Source organism: Streptacidiphilus pinicola, from assembly GCF_003258295.1.
Classification (GTDB): domain Bacteria; phylum Actinomycetota; class Actinomycetes; order Streptomycetales; family Streptomycetaceae; genus Streptacidiphilus; species Streptacidiphilus pinicola.
On sequence record NZ_QKYN01000117.1, the window covers coordinates 37,266 to 58,587 of the forward strand.

13 protein-coding genes are annotated in these 21,322 nt (G+C 71.7%); 3 read left to right on the forward strand and 10 right to left on the reverse strand.

The features are described 5' to 3' along the window. Positions 1-104: 104 nt before the first annotated feature. The 5 genes from aroA to DN069_RS28260 form a co-directional block, all read right to left on the reverse strand. Positions 105-1,343 (reverse strand): 3-phosphoshikimate 1-carboxyvinyltransferase, encoded by a 1,239-nt coding sequence (gene aroA, locus DN069_RS28240; protein ID WP_111505650.1) that lies wholly within the window; start codon positions 1,341-1,343, stop codon positions 105-107. A 28-nt stretch (positions 1,344-1,371) separates the two neighbouring features. Continuing rightward, on the reverse strand, positions 1,372-3,723 hold the full coding sequence (glgB, locus tag DN069_RS41025; RefSeq protein ID WP_424556333.1) for a 1,4-alpha-glucan branching protein GlgB: 2,352 nt from the start codon (positions 3,721-3,723) through the stop codon (positions 1,372-1,374). Between the two features lie 3 nt (positions 3,724-3,726). Then, positions 3,727-5,277 (reverse strand): maltokinase N-terminal cap-like domain-containing protein, encoded by a 1,551-nt coding sequence (locus DN069_RS41030; RefSeq protein WP_207892290.1) that lies wholly within the window; start codon positions 5,275-5,277, stop codon positions 3,727-3,729. A 147-nt stretch (positions 5,278-5,424) separates the two neighbouring features. Beyond that, entirely contained in the window at positions 5,425-7,164 is a 1,740-nt protein-coding gene (treS, locus tag DN069_RS28255) for a maltose alpha-D-glucosyltransferase (RefSeq protein ID WP_111505652.1), read from the reverse strand. Further along, positions 7,161-9,146: an alpha-1,4-glucan--maltose-1-phosphate maltosyltransferase gene (locus DN069_RS28260; RefSeq protein ID WP_111505654.1), complete on the reverse strand. Its 1,986-nt coding sequence runs from the start codon at positions 9,144-9,146 to the stop codon at positions 7,161-7,163. Before DN069_RS28260 ends, treS begins: the two co-directional genes overlap by 4 nt. Positions 9,147-9,823: 677 nt before the next feature. Between DN069_RS28260 and glgP the strand changes: the two genes are divergently transcribed. After that, positions 9,824-12,496: an alpha-glucan family phosphorylase gene (gene glgP, locus DN069_RS28265; RefSeq protein WP_111505656.1), complete on the forward strand. Its 2,673-nt coding sequence runs from the start codon at positions 9,824-9,826 to the stop codon at positions 12,494-12,496. Between the two features lie 184 nt (positions 12,497-12,680). Further along, positions 12,681-14,489, forward strand: a complete 1,809-nt coding sequence (locus tag DN069_RS28270; RefSeq protein ID WP_111505658.1) for a bifunctional metallophosphatase/5'-nucleotidase — start codon at positions 12,681-12,683, stop codon at positions 14,487-14,489. Here the strand turns inward: DN069_RS28270 and DN069_RS40385 are convergent. Continuing rightward, positions 14,422-14,892, reverse strand: coding sequence for a hypothetical protein (locus tag DN069_RS40385; RefSeq protein ID WP_165845676.1), 471 nt, complete (start codon positions 14,890-14,892; stop codon positions 14,422-14,424). The two genes, DN069_RS28270 and DN069_RS40385, sit on opposite strands and share 68 nt — an antisense overlap. Positions 14,893-15,491: 599 nt before the next feature. Here DN069_RS40385 and DN069_RS28275 point away from each other — a divergent pair. Beyond that, positions 15,492-16,229 (forward strand): hypothetical protein, encoded by a 738-nt coding sequence (locus tag DN069_RS28275; RefSeq protein ID WP_133260064.1) that lies wholly within the window; start codon positions 15,492-15,494, stop codon positions 16,227-16,229. A 5-nt stretch (positions 16,230-16,234) separates the two neighbouring features. Here the strand turns inward: DN069_RS28275 and DN069_RS28280 are convergent, their stop codons facing one another. The 4 genes from DN069_RS28280 to DN069_RS28295 all read right to left on the reverse strand — a co-directional run bounded on the left by DN069_RS28280 (position 16,235) and on the right by DN069_RS28295 (position 21,287). Beyond that, positions 16,235-18,118, reverse strand: coding sequence for an ABC transporter ATP-binding protein (locus DN069_RS28280; protein ID WP_111505662.1), 1,884 nt, complete (start codon positions 18,116-18,118; stop codon positions 16,235-16,237). Continuing rightward, positions 18,115-19,962 (reverse strand): ABC transporter ATP-binding protein, encoded by a 1,848-nt coding sequence (locus tag DN069_RS28285; protein WP_111505664.1) that lies wholly within the window; start codon positions 19,960-19,962, stop codon positions 18,115-18,117. The genes DN069_RS28280 and DN069_RS28285 overlap by 4 nt, the downstream gene beginning before the upstream one ends. Before the next feature lie 69 nt (positions 19,963-20,031). Continuing rightward, positions 20,032-20,760: an anti-sigma factor family protein gene (locus DN069_RS28290; RefSeq protein WP_111505666.1), complete on the reverse strand. Its 729-nt coding sequence runs from the start codon at positions 20,758-20,760 to the stop codon at positions 20,032-20,034. Then, positions 20,757-21,287 (reverse strand): sigma-70 family RNA polymerase sigma factor, encoded by a 531-nt coding sequence (locus DN069_RS28295; RefSeq protein ID WP_243639826.1) that lies wholly within the window; start codon positions 21,285-21,287, stop codon positions 20,757-20,759. Before DN069_RS28295 ends, DN069_RS28290 begins: the two co-directional genes overlap by 4 nt. Positions 21,288-21,322 lie beyond the last annotated feature (35 nt).

Consider the following 21,322-nt stretch of genomic DNA (forward strand, 5'->3'; position numbering starts at 1 on the left):
CGAAACTGGCAATGGTTTGGCGGAATTCGTTCAGTGGCTTTCCTGGGCTACGGAATCGGTGGCGATTTCCGGCCCATGTCACGAAAACCGTTGCGGACGACTCTTCAGACGCCCCACTCCGCGCGCAACTCGGCGAGGGCCTCGTGGAAGCCCGGGAAGGTCTTCTTCACGCAGCCCGGGTCGTCCAGGGTGATGCCGGGGGTGCGCAGTCCGGTGACCGAGAAGGACATCGCGATCCGGTGGTCGCCGTGGCAGGCGATCTCGACCGGACCCCGCGGCTGCGCGGGCCGGATCTCGATCCAGTCGCGGCCCGTGCTGACCGGGACGCCGAGCGCGGTGAGGTTCTGCTCGCAGGCCGCCAGGCGGTCGCACTCCTTGATCCGGGTGTTGTAGACGTCCTCGATCCGCACCGGGCCGTCGGCGAACGGCGCGATCGCCGCCAGCGTCGGGACGGTGTCGGAGATGTCGCGCATGTTGACGGTGACCCCGCGCAGCCCGCCGGTGCCGGTGACGGTCGTGCCCTCCGCGGTGATCGAGACGTCGGCGCCCATCTCCCGCAGCACCTCGGCGAAGCGCAGGTCGCCCTGGAGGGAGTCGGTGCCGAGCCCCGGCACGGTGACGGAGTTGCCGGTCAGCGCGGCGGCGGCGAAGACGTAGCTGGCGGTGGAGGCGTCCGGCTCGATCAGGTAGTCCGTCGCCGTGTAGGGAACGGGCGGGACGACGAAGGTGTCGCCCTCGCGGTGCGCCGGGTTGCCGAAGCGGTTCATCATCGCGAGCGTGATCTCCACGTACGGCACGGAGACCAGGTCGGTTACGGTGATGTCCAGGCCCCGCTCGGTCAGCGGGCCGGTCAGCAGCAGCGCGGTGAGGAACTGCGAGGACAGGCCGGCGTCCAGGGTGAGCGGGCCGCCCTTGATGCCGCGGGCCTCGATCCGCAGCGGGTGGTGACCCTCGGCCTCCTCGTGCACCAGGTCCACGCCGAGCTCGCGCAGCGCCTCGGTCAGCGGGCCGAGCGGGCGACGGCGCATCTGCGCGGAGGCGTCGAAGCGGAACGAGCCGTGCCCGGCCGCGGCCAGGGCCGGCAGGAAGCGCGCGGTCGTCGCGCCGTCACGACAGAAGACGTCGGCCTCGGCGACGCCGGGGCCGGCCGGGCGCCCCTCGATCGTCCAGGCCCCCGGCTGCCGGTCCACCGCGTAGCCGAGGGAGATCAGTCCCTCGGCGAAGCCCTCCGAGTCGTCGGAGAGCAGCGGCTGTCGCAGCGTGGTGGTGCCTTGGGCGGCCGCCGCGAGGTAAAGGGCGCGCGCGGTGACGGACTTGGACCCGGGGATCTCGACGACGGTCATGCGGCCGAGGATACGGCCGCACGCTCGACTACGCGGGGCTCAACCAGATGGTGGAAAGCGGCGGCAGGGTCAGCTCGGCACTGGTGTCGCGGCCGTTCCACTCGACTTGCTCGGCCTTGACCGGATCGGGGTTGCCCACCCCGCTGCCACCGTAGACAGCGGTGTCGGTGTTGAGGATCTCCAGCCAGCGCGCGTCCCGGACGTCGGCCCGGACCGTCGGCAGCCCCACCCGGTAGCCGTGTCGGACGACCGGGGACATGTTGCTGACGCAGACCAGCGGCCGTCCCTGGGTGTCGTAGCGGACGAAGGAGAAGACGTTGTCGTCCGCCGCGCCGCCGTCGAGCCAGGAGAAGCCGGCCGGGTCGCCGTCCAGCTGCCACAGCGCCGGGGTGTCCAGGTAGAGCCGGTTGAGGTCGCGCACCAGGTCCCGCACGCCCTCGTGCTCGGCGTGTGCGGGCCACTTCGGGTCCAGCACCCACCACTGCGGGCCCTCCTTGTGGTCCCACTCCGCGCCCTGGGCGAACTCGCTGCCCATGAAGAGCAGTTGCTTGCCCGGGTGGGCCCACATGAAGCCGAGGTAGGCGCGGTGGTTGGCGCGTTGCTGCCACCAGTCGCCCGGCATCTTGGAGACCAGCGCCCGCTTGCCGTGCACCACCTCGTCGTGCGAGATCGGCAGCACGTAGTTCTCGCTGTACGCGTAGACCATCGAGAAGGTCATGTCGTTGTGGTGGAACCTGCGGTGCACCGGCTCCTTGCTCATGTAGACGAGCGAGTCGTGCATCCAGCCCATGTTCCACTTGAGGCCGAAGCCGAGGCCGCCGTGGTCGGTGGGCGCGGTGACGCCGGGCCAGGCGGTGGACTCCTCGGCGACGGTCACGATGCCGGGGCAGCGCCGGTAGACGGTGGCGTTCATCTCCTGCAGGAACCTGACGGCGTCCCAGTTCTCGCGTCCGCCGTGCTCGTTGGGCAGCCACTCGCCGTGCTCGCGGGAGTAGTCCAGGTACAGCATCGAGGCCACCGCGTCGACCCGCAGGCCGTCGACGTGGAACTCCTCGCCCCAGTAGACGGCGTTGGCGACCAGGAAGTTGCGCACCTCGGCCCGGCCGTAGTCGAACTCGAGGGTGCCCCAGTCCGGGTGCTCGGCGCGACGCGGGTCGGCGGGCTCGTACAGCGGCTCGCCGTCGAAGCGGGCCAGCGCGAAGTCGTCCTTGGGGAAGTGCGCGGGCACCCAGTCCACGATCACGCCGATACCGGCCCGGTGCAGCTCGTCGACCAGATACCGGAAGTCGTCCGGAGTCCCCAGCCGCGACGTCGGCGCGAAGTAGCCGGAGACCTGGTAGCCCCAGGAGCCGTCGAAGGGGTGCTGCATCACCGGCATGAGCTCGACATGGGTGAAGCCGAGGTCGCGGACGTAGCCCGGCAGCTCGTCGGCGAGCTGGCGGTACGTCAGGCCAGGCCGCCAGGAGCCGGGGTGGAGCTCGTACACGCTCATCGGCGCCTGGTGGTGCGGCAGTCGGCCGCGGGTCGCCATCCAGTCCGCGTCGTGCCACTCGTAGCGCGAGGAGGTGACCACGGAGGCCGTCGCGGGCGGGCACTCGGCGCGGCGGGCCAGCGGGTCGGCCTTCTGCAGCATCCGCCCGTCGCGGGTGGCGATCTCGAACTTGTACGTCGTGCCCTCGCCGACGCCGGGCACGAACAGCTCCCACACCCCGCTGGCCCCGAGCGAGCGCATCGGGTGCGCGGCCCCGTTCCAACCGTTGAAGTCGCCCACGATCCGCACCCCGGACGCGTTCGGCGCCCACACCGCGAACGCGGTGCCGTTCACTCCCTCGATCAGCCGCGGGTGCGCGCCCAGCGCCCGCCACAGCTGCTCGTGGCGGCCCTCGGCGATCAGGTGCAGATCGGTCTCGCCGAGCGTGGGCAGGAAGCGGTAGCCGTCCTCCTGCTCGTGCTCCGTTCCGGCGTAGCCGACCTGGAGCAGGTAGCCCTCGGTGACGCTGCCCTTGGGCAGCAGGCCGGTGAAGAGCCCGTCCTGCTGGTGGGTCAGTTCGAACGTGGCGGTCCCGGTGTCGACGACGACGCGCTCGGCCAGCGGGCGCAGCACGCGCACGGCCGTGCCGTAGACCGTGTCGTGCGCGCCCAGCAGCCCGTGCGGATCGTGGTGCCAACCGCCGACGAGCCGCTCCACCTCGCCGGGGGCGAGCGGCGCCTCGGGCACGGGCCGTTCCGCGTCCGCGACGGGCAGCGGCTCGCTCGCGGCGGCGTCCACCGCCTTCCGCGCGCCGCGGTCCGTGCCGGCGGCCGCCTTCCTGGCGGCGGCACCCCCGCCGGTCTTGGTGTGCGCTCCCTTGAAGGTGGCGGGTACGTCGAACCGGGTCACGATCTATGCCTCCGTCGGGGTCTGTCGTGTCGGGGTGTCCGGGGTGACGGCCGCGGGGTGTGCCGTCGTCGTGGCCAGTCGGGCGCAGGCGGCCAGGGGGATGCTGACCCAGTCGGGGCGGTGCCGCGCCTCGTAGACCACCTCGTAGACCGCCTTGTCGGTCTCGAAGGCGCGCAGCAGCACCGGGTCGAGGGTGGGGTCCTCCGCGCCCGTGGCCGCGTAGCCGGCGCAGAAGGCCTCGCGGTTGCGGGCCGCCCAGGTCGCGGCGACGGCCGGGTCGGCGAGGCGGGCGTGGGCGGCGGCGTAGTCGAAGGAGCGCAGTATCCCGGCGACGTCCCGGACGGCGGGCTGCGGCAGGCGCCGCTCGTCCAGCGTCTTGGCCGGTTCACCCTCGAAGTCCAGCAGCACCCAGCCGCGGGCGCTGCGCAGCACCTGACCCAGGTGCAGGTCGCCGTGCACGCGCTGGGCGCGCAGCCGCAGGCCGCCGCGTGCGGCGAGGGCCAGGTCGCGGAAGACCTGCCGCAGCGCGTCCCGGTGCCGGCCCAGCGCGGGGACCGCGAGGCAGGCGGCGTCCAGGCGCAGCGCCATGGTCTCCGCCATCGACTCGACCTCGGCCCGGCGCAGCACCGTCACCGGGAGGCTGCGGGCCAGCGCGAGGTGCACGTCGGCGGTGGCCCGGCCGAGCAGAAACGACTCTGCGGCGAAGTTGCCGACGCGGGACGGATCGGCGTCGAGCAGCTGGATCTGGCGCAGCGCCAGCTCCCAGCCGTCCTCGGCCTCGCGCAGGAAGTGGGTGAGCACCCCCAGCGTCGCCGGGGCCTCCTGCGGGGCGTCCGGCAGCTCCGCCTCGAACCAGGCCAGCGGCGCCGGGATCCGGCTGCTGCCGGCCCGGCCGAGCGCCAGCGACAGCTCCAGATCCGGGTTGAGGCCGGGGGCGACCCGCCGGAACAGCTTGAGGATCGCCGCCTCGGCGGGGGCGCCGGCGTCGTAGATGATCGAGGTGTTGGACTGCTCGGCGGTGCCGACCCGGCCGGGGGCCGCCGCGGGCAGGCGTCCGCCGAGCGTGGAGAAGCGCAGCGGACCGAGCCGCTGCGGCGAGGTGAGCAGAGCCAGCAGCCGGCGTGTCAGTGCCGGGTCGTAGGCTGCGTCGTAGGTGACCAGCCCGTCGTGCGGGCCGCTGGTGATCCGGCCGATCACGGCGTCCTGGGGCACGTCCGCGCCGTGCAGGCCGGAGGGCCCGTCGGGGTGGGCGCCGAGCAGGAGTTGGTAGACGTCGACGACGGGCGCGCCGCCGCCCGGCTGACGCTGCTCGACGCGCAGCAGCAGGTGCAGCAGCGTGCCGGTGCCCCGGGCCAGGCCGGTCGGGCCGGGCAGGGCGGTGACGGCCAGCGGGGTGATCGCCGAGATCGGGTGGCCCTTGCCGGCGAACCAGCGGCGGCGCGGCAGCCAGTCGCGCAGCAGGGGCAGGGTGGCCTCGACCAGCGGGCGGTAGCCGGTCGCGGGAGTGGGCGGGACGGGTGTGGTCACGGCACGCGGGCGGGAGGTGTCGGACATGTCTCCCTTTCCCCGGAAAGGCCGGTACAACCGGTGATGAGGGCGGTCATCACCGGTTGAACCATTTTTCCCGGAACGGACGGACGTGGCATCGTCGGCACGCCCGGCGAGGACGGCGTTGCGCAGGACGGGGGAACGAGGCTCCGGTTACGGACGAGCGTGCGATGGAACAGAGTTCACTGGGACGGGCATGTCCCCCGGCCGCAGGCGGAACCAGTAGAAGCCGTGACCCGCAAGAGTGAGCAGGTACGGCAGTTGGCCGATCGCCGGGAACCGCACCCCGCCGATCAGTTCCACCGGGTGCATCCCCTCGAACTCGCGCAGGTCCAGCTCGGTGGGCTGGGCGAAGCGCGAGAAGTTGTTGACGCACATGACCAGGTCGTCGCCGTAGGAGCGCAGGTAAGCGAGCACGGCCGGGTTGCTGGACGGGAGCTCCGCATAGGAGCCGAGCCCGAAGGCGGGGTTGAGCTTGCGGAGCTCGATCATCCGGCGGGTCCAGTGCAGCAGCGAGCTGGGGTTCGCCATCTGCGCCTCGACGTTGGTCACCTGGTAGCCGTAGACCGGGTCCATGATGGTCGGCAGCGAGAGCCGGCCCGGGTCGGCCGCGGAGTACCCCGCGTTGCGGTCCGGCGTCCACTGCATCGGCGTGCGGACGCCGTCGCGGTCACCGAGCCAGATGTTGTCGCCCATACCGATCTCGTCGCCGTAGTACAGGACGGGGGAGCCGGGCAGGGAGAGCAGCAGCGCGGTGAAGAGCTCGATCTGGTTGCGGTCGTTGTCCAGGAGCGGGGCGAGCCGCCGGCGGATGCCGACATTGGCGCGCATCCGCGGCTCCTTGGCGTACTCCGCGTACATGTAGTCGCGCTCCTCGTCGGTGACCATCTCCAGGGTCAGCTCGTCGTGGTTGCGCAGGAAGATGCCCCACTGGCAGCCGGAGGGGATGGCCGGCGTCTTGGCGAGGATCTCGGAGACGGGGTAGCGGCTCTCGCGCCGTACCGACATGAAGATGCGCGGCATGACGGGGAAGTGGAACGCCATGTGGCACTCGTCGCCGCCCCGGGAGAAGTCGCCGAAGTAGTCGACCACGTCCTCGGGCCACTGGTTGGCCTCGGCCAGCAGCACGGTGTCCGGGTACTCGGCGTCGATCTCCGCGCGCACCCGCTTCAGGAACTCGTGGGTGGCGGGGAGGTTCTCGCAGTTGGTGCCGTCCTCGGCGTAGAGGTAGGGCACCGCGTCGAGGCGGAAGCCGTCGATGCCGAGGTCCAGCCAGAACCGCAGCGCCGCCAGCATCTCCTCCTGGACCTGGGGGTTCTCGTAGTTCAGGTCCGGCTGGTGGGAGAAGAAGCGGTGCCAGAAGTACTGCTTGCGGATCGGGTCGTAGGTCCAGTTGGAGGTCTCGGTGTCGACGAAGATGACCCGGGCGTCCTGGTAGAGCTTGTCGTTGTCCGCCCACATGTAGTAGTCGCCGTAGGGGCCGTCCGGGTCGGTGCGGGAGGCCTGGAACCACGGGTGCTGGTCGCTGGTGTGGTTCATGACGACGTCGATGATGATGCGCATGCCGCGCTGGTGGGCGGCGTCCACGAACTCGACGAAGTCGGCCAGGTCGCCGAACTCGGGCAGCACGGCCGTGTAGTCGGCCACGTCGTAGCCGCCGTCCCGCAGCGGCGAGGCGAAGAACGGGGGCAGCCAGAGGCAGTCCACGCCGAGCCACTGCAGGTAGTCGAGCTTGGAGGTCAGACCCTTCAGGTCCCCGACGCCGTCCCCGTTGCTGTCCTGGAAGGACCTGACCAGGACCTCGTAGAAGACGGCGCGCTTGAACCACTCCGGGTCGCGGTCGCGCTGTGGGGTGTCGGCAAAGGTGTCGGGGACGGGTTCGTTGACGATCACTGAGCGGCCCTCCGGACCGTGAGGATGTGTGCCGGCATGGTGTGGGGGTCCAGCCGTACGTAGTTGTGTCGTCCCCACCGCCAGACGGCGCCGCTCAACTCGTCGAGCACCTCCCACTGCCCGTCACCCCACTCCTCGTCAGGGCCCCCTGCCAGGTGGGACAGGGCGCTCGGGTCGAGACTGAGCGTGCCCTCCTGCGGGTGGTGCGGGTCAAGGGTGACCACGGTCAGCACGGTGTCCTCGCCGCGGGTCTTGCTGTAGGCGAGCAACTGGTCGTTGTCGGTGGGGTGGAACCGCAGGTTGCGGAGCTCCTGCAGGGCGGGGTGCGCGCGACGCAGCCGGTTGAGGGTGGTCAGCAGCGGCGCGAGCGTGTCCGTGCGCGACCAGTCGCGCGGACGGAGCTGGTACTTCTCCGAGTCCAGGTACTCCTCGGAGCCCGGCTTCGCGGGGGCGCCCTCGTAGAGCTCGAAGCCGGCGTAGACGCCCCAGCTCGGGGCGAGGGTGGCGGCGAGGACCGCGCGGATCGCGAACGCGGCCCGGCCGCCCCGCTGGAGGTAGGCGTGCAGGATGTCCGGGGTGTTGGTGAACAGGTTCGGCCGCATGTAGGCGGCCGACTCCCCGGAGAGCTCGGACAGGTACTCCGTCAGTTCCTGCTTGGTGTTACGCCAAGTGAAGTAGCTGTACGACTGGTGGAAGCCGACCTTGGCCAGGGTGTGCATCATCGCCGGGCGGGTGAACGCCTCGGCCAGGAAGAGCACGTCCGGGTCGTTCTTGGCGATCTCGCCGAGCACCTTCTCCCAGAAGACGACCGGCTTGGTGTGCGGGTTGTCCACCCGGAAGATCCGCACGCCGTGCGACATCCAGTGGCGCAGCAGCGAGACGGTCTCGGCGACCAGCCCGTCGAAGTCCCGGTCGAAGTTGATCGGGTAGATGTCCTGGTACTTCTTGGGCGGGTTCTCGGCGTAGGCGATGGTGCCGTCGGCACGCTGGGTGAACCACTCCGGGTGCTTCTCGACCCAGGGGTGGTCGGGGGAGCACTGCAGCGCGAAGTCGAGCGCGACCTCCATGCCCAGCTCGGCGGCGCGGGCGGTGAACGCGTCGAAGTCCGCCATGGTGCCGAGGTCCGGGTGGATCGCGTCGTGCCCGCCCTCGGGCGAGCCGATCGCCCAGGGGGAGCCGACGTCGTGCGGGCCGGCGTCCAGCGTGTTGTTCGGGCCCTTGCGGAAGGCGCGGCCGATCGGGTGAACCGGCGGCAGGTAGACCACGTCGAAGCCCATCGCGGCCACGGCCGGCAGCCGCTCGGCGGCGGTGCGCAGGGTGCCGCTGACGGGTCGGCGACGGCCCGTCGGGTCGACCTTGGCGCCCTCGGAGCGCGGGAAGAACTCGTACCAGGAGCCGAACAGCGCGCGCGGCCGGTCGACCTGCAGCGGCAGCGGGCGGGAGGCGGAGACCAGCTCCCGCAGCGGGTGCCGGGCGAGCGCGGCACGCAGCTCCGGGCCCAGGGCGGCCTCCAGCCGCTCCATGGGTGACAGCTCGGACTCACGCAGCAGCTCGGCGGCGGCGAGCACGTGGGCCTTGCCGTCCTTCTTCGGCACCCCGGCGGCGGCGCGGTCCAGCAGCAGCGCGCCCTCCTCCAGCATCAGGCCGGGCTCGACCCCGGCCGCGATCTTGATGCGGGCGGCGTGCTCCCAGGTGGCGACCGGGTCGGCCCAGGCCTCCACCGCGTAGGTCCAACGGCCGGGGGCGCCGGCGGTGATCTCCGCGCCCCAGCGGTCGGTGCCGGGAGCGAGCTCGCGCATGGGCGTCCACGGGCCGCTGCGGCCGCGCGGGTCGCGCAGCACCACATTGGCTCCGATCAGGTCGTGACCCTCGCGGAACAGGGTCGCGCTGACCTCGAAGACCTCGCCGACCACGGACTTGGCCGGGCGCCGTCCGCAGTCCACCGAGGGGCTGACATCCAGTACGGGAATTCGGCCGATCATCTGGAGCTGGTCGTCCTTTCGTGCGGCATCACGCAGGGCGGGGGTTGGGCAAACACAAGGTAAAGCCGAGGTGCTGGAGATCTTGGGACAAAAGGGGTGTCAAAGGAGCCAAGCGACCTAATGGCTCATCAGAAACACGTAGCCGGGTGATGGTGACGCAGAGTGAGGGTGACGCTGGGTGAAGGTGGTGCCGGGGGTGGTGCCGAGGGCGTTGCGGCAGTGCTGGGGCCCGACGAAGAGGCCTCGGGAGCGACCCAGAGGAGCCTTCCCCGACCTCGCCGCCCGGCAACCTGCCGGCTGTCGAACGTCGTCATGTTGACAACGATCGCGCGCGAGCAGTGGACACGCAGAACCGTCCGCTCCGCATCGGCGGAGCGCAGGTCCGCGCGCCCGCGTCGACCTGCTCCGATCCTCGCACCGAACGCGGGTGCTACGCGCGGGTAGCGGCGCATTTCGGCCACGGACCACGGCAGTTGGCCATCACTGGTTGGACGGCCGTGTGACGGAGTCGTGAATTCCTACGATCGTGCGCTCCCGCACTCCGGCGTGCGCCCGCGTGCGCCGTACCCCCGCACGAGTGAAGCGGAGCGCCGCCGATCGCACCAATGCGCCGAACGGCGGCAGTGCGCCTCCCCGTCTCCCGGCGAGGGCCTGACGGCGCGGCTATCTTCGGCTGCGTGAAGGCAATCCGACGTTTCACGGTCCGCACCGTCCTGCCCGAACCACTCCAGGCCCTCGGTGAGTTGGCACTCAATCTGCGCTGGTCATGGCATCCGGAGACGCGTGAGCTGTTCCGATCGGTCGATCCCGATGTCTGGGAGGCCACCGGCTGCGACCCGGTCCGCCTGCTCGGGGCGGTCTCCGGGCAGCGGCTCGCCGCCCTGGCGACCGACCGGCGGTTCCTGCGCCGACTCCACGACGCCGAGGAGGACCTCCGCGACTACCTCGCCGGTCCGCGCTGGTACCAGCAGCAGCGCGGCCGCGAGCTGCCCGCCGCCATCGGCTACTTCTCACCCGAGTTCGGCATCACCGCCGCGCTGCCGCAGTACTCCGGCGGCCTCGGCATCCTGGCCGGCGACCACCTGAAGGCCGCCAGCGACCTCGGTGTCCCGATCATCGGGGTCGGCCTGCTCTACCGCCACGGCTACTTCCGCCAGTCGCTCTCGCGCGACGGCTGGCAGCAGGAGCGCTACCCCCTGCTCGACCCCAACGAACTCGCCGTCAGCCTGCTGCGGGAGCCGGACGGCAGCCCCAGCATCGTGGCCCTGGCCCTGCCCGGCGGCCGCGCCCTGCACGCGCAGATCTGGAAGGCCCAGGTCGGCAGGGTGCCGCTGCTGATGCTCGACTCCGACATCGAGGAGAACGACGCCCGCGCCCGCGACGTGACCGACCGTCTCTACGGCGGCGGCAGCGAGCACCGGCTGCTGCAGGAGATGCTGCTCGGCATCGGCGGCGTGCGCGCGGTGCGCACCTTCTGCCGGCTCACCGGACACGCCGAGCCCGAGGTCTTCCACACCAACGAGGGACACGCCGGCTTCCTCGGCCTGGAGCGGATCCGCGAACTCACCCGTCCGGAGGAGGACGGCGGCGCCGGCCTCGACTTCGACGCGGCCCTGGAGGCGGTCCGCGCCGGAACCCTGTTCACCACTCACACGCCCGTTCCCGCCGGCATCGACCGGTTCGAGCGGCAGCTGGTGCAGCGTCACTTCGCCACCGGCGCGGTGGGCGCCACCGAGGGTGGGCCCAGCATCCCCGTCGACCGGGTGCTCGCGCTCGGCACGGAGAGCTGGTCCGGCGGCGACCCGGCGCTGTTCAACATGGCCGCGATGGGCCTGCGCCTGGCCCAGCGCGCCAACGGCGTCAGCGAGCTGCACGGACAGGTCAGCCGGGGCATGTTCAACGGCCTGTGGCCGGGCTTCGACGCCGCCGAGGTGCCGATCACCTCGATCACCAACGGCGTCCACGCGCCCACCTGGATCGACCCGGAGGTGGTCCGCCTCGCCGCCCGCGAGATCGGCGCCGAGCGGATCGACGACGCGATGATGCTCGGCGAGTCCCGCCGCTGGGACGGCATCGACCACATCGGGGACAGCGAGATCTGGGAGATGCGCCGCCGGATGCGCGCCCAGCTCGTCTCCGAGGCCCGCGCCCGGCTGCGCGCCTCCTGGCGTCAGCGCGGGACCGTCGACGCCGAGTTGGGCTGGACGGGTGACGTGCTCGACCCGGACGTGCTCACCATCGGCTTCGCCCGGCGCGTCCCGTCCTACAAGCGGCTCACCCTGATGCTGCGCGACCAGGAGCGGCTGCGCGGCCTGCTGCTGCACCCGACCCGGCCGATCCAGATCGTCGTGGCGGGCAAGGCCCACCCGGCGGACGACGGCGGCAAGGCGCTGATCCAGAAGCTGGTCGCCTTCGCCGACGACCACGCGGTGCGGCACCGGATCGTCTTCCTGCCCGACTACGACATGGACATGGCCGCGAAGCTCTACCCGGGCTGCGACGTCTGGCTGAACAACCCGCTGCGCCCGCTGGAGGCCTGCGGCACCTCCGGCATGAAGGCGGCGCTCAACGGCGCCCTCAACCTCTCCGTCCTCGACGGCTGGTGGGACGAGTGGTTCGACGGCTCCAACGGCTGGGCCATCCCCACCGCCGACGGAGAGGTCGACGAGGACCGGCGCGACGAGATCGAGTCCGGTGCGCTCTACGACCTGATCGAGTACCAGGTCGCGCCGCGCTTCTACGAGCGGGACGCCACCGAGCTGCCGCGCCGCTGGATCCAGATGGTCCGGCACACGCTGGTCACCCTGGGCCCGAAGGTGCTGGCGGGCCGCATGGTCCGCGAGTACGTCGAGCGGCTCTACGCCCCGGCAGCCGAGTCGCGGCGGGCGCTGGCCGCCGTCGGCGAGACCGGTGAGCCCTACGCGGGCGCGCGGGAGCTCGCGGAGTGGAAGACCCGGATCCGCGCCCGCTGGGGGCAGGTCCGCGTCGAGCACGTCGAGGCGGCGGGCGGCGCGGACGCGCCGGAGCTCGGCTCCACGCTGACGCTGCGGGTGCAGGTCCACCTCGACGGCCTGGACCCGGCCGACGTGGATGTGCAGGCGGTCTCGGGGCGCGTCGACGAGTCCGACGTCATCTCGGAGCTCTCCACGGTCTCCCTCAAGCCCGCCGACCGAGCCGACGTCGACGGCCGCTGGCGCTACGAGGGCCCGCTGGAGCTCAGCCGCACCGGCCCGTTCGGCTACACCGTCCGCATCCTGCCGAGCCACCGGCTGCTGGCCTCGGAGGCGGAGCTCGGCCTCGTCACCGTTCCGGCGGAGACGACGGGCTTCTCGGACGGCGTGCTGCGGTAGTCGCTGCGCCACCAGGGGCGTGGGGTCCGGCTCGCATCGGACCCCACGCCCCTGTTGCTTGCCCGTTGAGCGGACGTCACCGGAAGATCCGTCAGGGCCCTTTCCCCCCAGAAGTTTTGTGGGCAGAATTCTACGCGCGTTGTGCACCGCGCGTAGATCCGTCGTCCACGATCGGGAGCCCTGAATGTCCCTGAAGCGCCGCGACTTCGTCGCCGGTACCGCCGCGGTCGCGGCCGGTGCCGCTGTCGCCGCCACCGTGTCCGCCGACCCAGCCCAGGCGGCGGAGGAGCGTCGCCGGCCGCTCACGTACACGTTCACCGTTCTCGGCACCACCGACGTGCACGGCCATGCACTCAACTGGGACTACTTCACCGACGCCGAGTACGAGGACAAGGCGCAGAACGACGTCGGTCTGGCCAAGATCGCCACCTTGGTGCGGCAGATCCGCGAGGAGGTCGGCGCGGAGCGTGTCCTGCTGATCGACGCGGGTGACATCATCCAGGGCACCCAGCTCAGCTACTACTACGCCCGTGTCGACCCGATCGCGGCCAAGCCCGAGAGCAAGGCGCCGCGTCACCCGATGGCGCTGGCCATGAACGCCATGCGGTACGACGCGGCGGCACTGGGCAACCACGAGTTCAACTACGGCATCGAGACCGTCCGCGCCTTCGAGCGGCAGTGCGACTTCCCGCTGCTGGCGGCGAACGCGATCGACGCGAAGACCAACCGTCCCGCTTTCCCGCCCTACGTCGTCAAGAAGCTCCGCGTGCCGCACGGCCCGCATCTCAGGGTGGGCATCCTCGGGCTCACCAACCCGGGTATCGCCATCTGGGACAAGGACAACGTCTCCGGGAGGATGACCTTCAACGGCATCCCGGAGCAGGCCGCGATCCACGTGCCACGCGTCCGCAGCGCCGGCGCGGACGTGGTGATCGTCTCCGCGCACTCGGGCATCGACGAGCCCACCTCGTACGGCGACCAGATCCCCTACGCCGAGGACGCCTCGGGCGCGATGGCCGCGCAGGTGCCGGGCATCGACGCGGTCCTGGTCGGCCACACCCACAAGGAGGTCTCGCAGCGCATCGTGGTGAACGAGGCGACCGGCAAGCCCGTCGTGCTCTCCGAGCCGTACTGCTGGGGCTACCGCCTGACCCGTTTCGACTTCGAGGTGACGTTCGTCGACCACGCGTGGCAGGTCACCTCCTGCACGGCGACGACGCTCAACAGCAACACCGTCGACGAGGACCCGCACATCGCCGCCCTGGTGGCCAAGGAGCACGCCGCCGTCCGCGGCTACGTCAACCAGACCATCGGCACCTGCACGGAGAACCTCTCCATCGCCCGCGCGCCGTTCCAGTGCGTGCCGATCGTGGACCTGATCGGCCGCGTCCAGGCGGACACCGTCAAGGCGGCACTGGCGGGCGGCTCCTACGCGAAGCTGCCGGTGCTGGCACAGGCCGCGCCGTTCAACCGGACGGCCGACCTCCCGGCGGGCACGGTCCGCCTGCGCGACGCGGCCGGACTGTACATCTACGAGAACACCCTCGAAGCCAAGCTGATGACCGGTGCGCAGATCCGCGACTACCTGGAGTTCACCGCCGAGTACTTCAACACCCTCGCCGTGGGCGCGCCGATCGACGAGGCGGCGCTGACGAACGCGGGCGGCATCCCGGACTACAACTTCGACGAGGTGTACGGCGTCACCTACGACATCGACGTCTCCGAGCCGGTGGGTTCACGCATCAAGAACCTGCGGTTCCAGGGGGCTCCGCTGGACGACACCGCGCAGTTCGTCCTGGCGGTCAACAACTACCGCGCCAACGGAGGCGGCAACTTCCCGCACGTGGCCTCGGCCCAACTGCTGTGGAGCTCCTCGGACGAGATCCGCAACACGATCATTGCCTGGGTGCAGGCCAAGGGCGAGATCAACCCGAAGGACTTCTCCGCGGACGGCTGGCGTCTGGTCCGCCAGGGTGTTCCGTTGTACGGGTGAGGGGAGCCGGGCCCTGGACACCGCCCGGGGCACGCGGGCTCAGCCTCCTGAGTCCGCGTGCCGCGTCGCGCAACACGGCGTCACGGCCGGGGCCCTGCACAAGGGGCAGCACCGCGCGCAGCGCGTCCGTCAGCTCGTCGACCCGCGGGCGCGGTACCGGCGCGGGCAGCCCGCAGGCGTTCCACACCGCGGCGAGCGTCGCCCGCGGTCCGTCCGGCGCCGGCGTTCCGAGCGTCAGCGTCGGCCCGTCGTCGACCGTCAGCCGCACGCTCAGCGCCGGGCCGAGGTACTCCAACCCACCGGGGATCTCGACCGGCCCGGCCCAGCCCTCGTCCAACAGGAACCCGAGGGATCTCTGTCCGGCCAGGCGTACGACCCTGGCCGGATCCGTTCGCTTGCCCATGCCTCCATGCTGGCACCGCGGCCGTTCGCTGTCGCCGTCTCGGACCGTGGTCGCTCCCTCGCGCCGGTCGCGCGGCGCGGCTAGGGTGCACGCCATGAACCTGCTGGTGAGCCGCCGCCATGTGGACCATGGCCGTGTCACCACCACGAGTTGTCGCCGCGTCGGCTGACGCGGCCTGCACCGGAACTCCTCCGTCCTTCGAGGCCGCTCCACCGGTTCTCCAGCCGAGCGGCCCTCTTCGGTGTGCCCACCATTCGCGCCCCGGCGAGCATCCCCGCCTCCGCCGCGTTCACCGGCGGCCTGAGCCAGCGTCGACCTGAGCCGCGTCGACCTGAACCCCGACGGCAACGGCTGCCACCTCGTCTGGAGCGGCGACGTCAAGTCGGCCGCCCTGCCGCGACTCTCGCTCGCGGACGGCAGGATCTGCACCTTCACCGCCTCCGGCCCCACCCGCCCCCTGGGCGCCCAGACCTTCGCGTCCTACTCCTACGGGGATCCTGCGGATCACCAGTGGCTGAAGAACACGTCCTGCGCTAGGGTGCGCGCTGCTTGTCCAGCCCACCCGAACGTCAGCTTCGCGTCAACCCAGGGGATTTCGCATGCCGCACATCCGTCTCGCCGCACGAGCTGCTGTGCTTCTCGGCGTCCTGAGCAGCGGTCTCCCGTTGGCGACCGTCCAGGCGGGCGCGGCCGCCCCCGACTTCGCACCTCCCGTCTCGGTCACCACCGACGCCTCCACCTATGCCTACGGGGCCTGGGCGAAGGTCACCGTCCATGTCGGGGCCGATGCCGCCGGCGCCGGCGACTCCGCGACCATCGTCGCCGAGTCGGTCAATGACCTGAGGCCCGTGGTCAAGACCGGTGTCGTCGACGCCAAGGGAGACGTCGTCGAGTACTTCCGCCTCTGGAAGGACACGACGTTCCAGGTGACCGGTTGGGACAAGGCCAACGGTTCGAGGCAGGTCTCCCGGTCGGTCGCCGTCCGGGCCGGCCTGAACGAGCGGCTCGGTGGCTACTACCGCACCACTCACGTCGGGCGCACCATGTACCGGGTCTTCCGCGCCTGGAGCCGTCCGCAGTTGAGCGTCGTGGTGGCCCCCGACGACAAGTCCTCGCAGTCCGTGGTCTTTCGGGTGCAGGAGTACGTCCGTGGGGCCTGGCGCACCATCTCCACCTCTGTGTCCCTGCCGCTGGACGGGACCGGCAGGGCGGGGGTCGGACTGCTGCTCGACAACTCGCAGACCGGCCACCTGTACCGGTTCGACGTCCGCTACGGCGGCGACGACGAGAACGTCGCCACGGACGGTGCGTGGTTGTACTACACCGTCCGTGGCTGAGCGAGCTACACCAGGCTGTCGCGCCAGGCCGCGTGCAGACGCGCGAAGCGGCCGGTGCCGGCGATCAGGTCGGCTGGGGTGCCGTCTTCGACGATGTGGCCCTGGTCCATGACGAGGACGCGGTCGGCGATCTCCACCGTGGAGAGGCGGTGGGCGATGATGACCGCCGTGCGGCCCGAGAGGACCGTGGACATGGCGCGTTGGACCGCCTGTTCGCCGGGGACGTCCAGGGAGGACGTGGCCTCGTCGAGGATCAGCACCGCCGGGTCCGCCAGCAGGGCGCGGGCGAAGGCGACCAGCTGGCGCTGGCCGGCGGAGATGCGGCCGCCGCGCTTGCGGACGTCGGTGTCGAAGCCCTCCGGGAGCGCGGCGATGAACTCGTACGCGCCGATCGCCTTCGCGGCCGCCTCGATCTCCTCGCGGGAGGCGTCGGGGCGGCCGATGGCGATGTTCTCGGCCACCGTGCCGGAGAAGAGGAACGACTCCTGCGTCACCATGACCACGCCGCGCCGCAGTTCGGGCGTGGCCAGGTCCCGCAGGTCCACGCCGTCGAGGGTGACGCGGCCCTCGGTCGGGTCGTAGAAGCGGGCCAGCAGCTTGGCGAGCGTGGACTTGCCCGCGCCCGTCGCGCCGACGACGGCGACGCTCTGACCGGCCGGGAGGCGCAGGTCGAAGCGGGGCAGCACCTGCTTGCCGGTGCGGTAGGCGAAGGCGACGCCGTCGAAGTCGACCGCGCGGCCCGGGAGCGCGTCGTCCGTCCTGGCCGGCAGCGTGACCGGCTCGGCGGGCTCCGGCACCGACGGCTCGTGGGCCAGCAGACCGGCGATTTTCTCCAGCGCGGCCGAGGCCGACTGATAGCTGTTCAGGAACATCGCCACCTGGTCGACCGGGTCGAACAGCCGGCGCAGGTACAGCACCGCGGCGGCCAGCACGCCCAGCTGCAGGCTGCCCTGGGTGACCAGCACCGCGCCCCAGATCACCACGCCGGTGATCCAGATGTTGGCCGTGGCGCGCGAGGAGACGACGAACCGGGCCATCGACAGCAGACCCTGCGCGTTGGCCTCGGTGTACTCGCCGTTGGAGACGGCGAAGGCCTGCTCGTTGGCGGACTCGCGGCGGAACGCCTGGACCGGGCGGATGCCGTTCATGGTCTCGGTGAAACGGACGATGACCTGGGCCACCGCCGTGCGCGAGCGCCGGTAGATGACCTGCGAGCGGCGCCGGTAGCCGCGGGTGAAGAAGTAGATCGGCACCACCGAGGCCAGTGAGGCCAGGCCCAGGCGCCAGTCCATGACCAGCAGCAGCACGGCGATGTAGAGCACCGAGAGGATCACCGAGAGCAGCTCCTGCAGACCCTCGTTGAGCAGTTCGCGCACGGCGTCGACGTCGCTGGTGGCGCGGGAGATGATCCGGCCCGAGGTGTAGCGCTCGTGGAAGTCGAGCGAGAGCGCCTGGGCGTGCCGGAAGATCCGCTTGCGCATCTCCAGCAGGATGGCCTGGTTGACCACCCCGGAGAGCCGGATGAAGCTGCGCTGCAGCAGCGTGGCGATCGCCGCGCAGCCGAGGTAGCCCGCGGCCACCGCGATCAGCGGGCCGGCGTCGTGGTCGCGCAGGGCCGGGATGGCGCGGTCGATGGCGTACGACACCAGCAGCGGGCCCACCTGCAGTGCCGCCTGCTGGAGCGTGATCAGCAACATCGCCAGCGCGACGCGCGCCTTGTGCGGGCCGAGCAGCGAGCGCAGCAGCGCCCGGGGCGCGCCGGGCGGGACGGGGATGTCCTCGCCGTCAGCGGACGCGGGCGGGATCCGGTCCTCCTCGGCGAGGACCGCGTCGGGGGAGGGGCCCTGCTCCGTGACGGCCCGGCTCTCCTCGGTCTCGGTGACGCTCATCGCACCAGGCTCCCGTCCTCGGCTCGCTCGCCCGACATCAGTTCCCGGTACTCCGGGCTCGACTCCAGCAGTTCGTGATGGGTGCCGACGGCGGTGATCCGCCCGTCGGCCAGTAGCGCCACCCGGTCGGCCAGCTGCACCGTGCTGGGGCGGTGCGCGACCACCAGCGCCGTGGTGCCGGCGAGCACCTGGCGCAGCGCCTGCTCGACCAGCGCCTCGGTGTGGACGTCCAGTGCGGACAGCGGGTCGTCCAGCACCAGGAAGTCCGGAGCGCCGACGACGGCGCGGGCCAGCGCGAGCCGCTGGCGCTGGCCGCCGGACAGGCTCAGGCCCTGCTCGCCGACCTGGGTCGCCGGGCCCTCGGGCAGGGTGCGGACGAACTGCGCCTGCGCGACGTCCAGCGCCCGCTGCAGCGCCTCCTCGCCCGCGTCGGGCGCGCCCATCAGCACGTTCTCGCTGACGGAGGCGGAGAAGAGGGTCGGGTCCTCGAAGGCCATCGAGACCAGCTCGCGCAGCCGGGCGCGGGGGATCTCGCGGATGTTCGTGCCGTCCAGGGTGATCCGGCCGCCGTCGATCTCGTAGAGGCGGGGGAGCAGCGCGGTCAGCGTGGTCTTGCCGCTGCCGGTCAGGCCGACCAGCGCCATCGTCTCGCCGGAGCGGACGTGCAGGTCGAGGCCGCTCAGCAGGTCGGCGGAGTCGGCGGGCGCGTCCGGGTAGCGGAAGCGCACGCCCTCCAGCCGGATGCCGTCCCGCGTCGACGTGACGACCGGCTCGCGGGCGTCGGCGGAGGCCTCGGTCCCGGGGACCGTGTCGTCCGCCGCGTCCGCCGGGCGGGCGTCCATGACCTCGTAGAAACGATCCGTCGCGGTGGCGGCCTCGTTGCTGTAGGCCAGCAACCAGCCGAGCGACTCGACCGGCCAGCGCAGCGACAGCGCCGTGGAGAGGAAGCCGACCAGCGTGCCCGCGGTGGTGCTGCCGTGGGCCACCTGGACCACGCCCACCGCCAGCGAGACGCCGAGGGCGAGCTCGGGCAGGCCGACGATGACCGCCCAGAGGTCGGCCAGCAGCCGGGCCTTCTTCAGCTCGGTCTCGCGCAGCAGCTCGGCCTGGGCGCGGTAGCGGGCGGCCATGGTGCGGTGCCGGCCGAAGGACTTGAGGATCCGGATGCCCAGCACCGACTCCTCCAGCACCGTGGCCAGGTCGCCGTTCTGGTCCTGGGCGAGGCGGGCGGCGGCCGAGTAGCGGCGCTCGAAGTAGGAGCAGAGCAGGATCAGCGGGACCGCCGGAAGCACCGTGATCAGCGCCAGCTGCCAGTCCAGGCCGAACATGATGCCGATCCCGGTCAGGAAGACCGAGGAGTTGACGATCAGGAAGACCAGCGGGAAGGCCAGGAAGAGCCGGATGGTGTACATGTCGGACGTCGCCCGCGACAGCAGCTGGCCCGAGGCCCATCGGTCGTGGAAGGAGACGGGCAGCCGCTGCAGCTTGGCGTAGAGGTCCGCGCGCATCCGCAGCTCGACGTCGGCCAGCGGGCGGGCCACGAACCAGCGGCGCATGCCGAACAGGCCCGCCTCCATCAGGCCGAGCACGAGCAGCAGCAGACCCTGCTGCCACAGCCCGCCGGTGTCCCGGTGGGCGACCGGGCCGTCGACGATGTTCTTCAGCACCAGCGGGATCACCAGCGCCGAGAGCGAGGCGAGCAGCGCCGAGACGGTGGAGGCCGTCAGGCGCCAGCGGATCGGCCGGACGTACGGCCACAGCCGCAGCAGCGAGCGGGTCGCGGAGTGCTTGCGGTTCCGGTCGGGGGGTCGGGGGGAGGGCTGGGGTTCCGGCTGCGTCGACACCTTTCGGACTGTAGACGGAGGGACTGACAGCCCTCATCCCAATTTCCGCCCCTTACAGGGCGGCCCTCCTCATCCTGGCAGCTGCACCAGCACGTTTCCGCTGCCGTCCACCACGGCCAGGCTCTGGATGTCCGAGGAGCCGACGGAGGTGGAGGCCGGGACCGTGGTCGCCGCGCTGTAGCCGGACCCCCACGTGCCGGCCGTCTCGGTGCGGCCGTCCCGGGCGTGGACGACCAGGTGGCAGGTGACCCCCAGGGGCAGGTTGCCCAGCTTGAGCTGCACCTGGGTGCCCCAGTTCTCCGGCGTCAGTGCCGCCGAGGCGGTCACGTGGGTGCCCGGGTCCACGGCGGACACCGTCGTGGTGGGACTCGCTGCGGTGGGCGTCGTCGGCTGTGCGCCCCCCACGTACACCCATGCGCCGACGGCCGCCGCCGCTCCGGCCAGCGCGACCCCGGCCGCGAGCAGCACCCGCCGCCGCGGCCGACGGTGGCTCGGGCGCGGGGGCGTCCCGGCGGCTCGCTGCCCGGCCGCCGGGATCGGCCCCGTGTGGGCTGCCGCGTGCGACGCGTCCTGCGACGCCTCGTGCGACGCGGTGAGGGTCTGCGCGGCGGCCGCGGTCTCCTCCAGCTCCTCGAACGGAGTCCGCCGCAGCAGGCCCGGCAGCGGCGCCATCGCCATCAGCTCCGCCTGGCACTCCGCGCACCCCGCGAGGTGCGCCTCCAGCGCCGCCCGTTCCTCGGGATCGAGGGCCCCGAGCAGGTAGGCGCCGAGCTGGACGCTCTCCTGGCATGTCGTCATCGGGATGTCACTCCTCTCTCCTCCAGAACGTTCCGTAGTGCCCGCAATCCGTAGTAGCAGCGGGACTTGACCGTGCCCGGCGGGATGCCCAGGTGCTCGGCCGTCTCGGCCACGCTGCGGCGCAGGTAGTAGACCTCGATCAGCACCTCGCGGTGCTCGGCGCGCAGGCCGCGCATCGCCTCCAGCAGCTGCCAGCGCTCCAGCATCCGGTCCAGCTCCGCCTCGCTGTCGTCGGCGAGGCCGCCCCGGTCGTCCTCCGGTAAGGGCGCCTCGGCCGGTCTGGCGCGGGCCCGCCGGTAGGCGGAGACCGCCAGGTTGTGGGCGACCGTGTGCAGCCACGGCGCGGCCCGGTCGACGTCGAGCGCGTCCCGGTGCTGCCAGGCCCGCAGGAAGGTCTCCTGGGTCAGGTCCTCCGCACGCTGGTAGTCGCCGCCGACCAGTCTCAGCACATGACCGAGCACCGACCGTCCGTGGCGCGCGTACAGCGCGGCGACGAAGGCCGCATCCGGGGTCGGTGCGGAGTCCACGTCTCCAGTACGCGCCCGCCGGGCGTTCGGTTCAA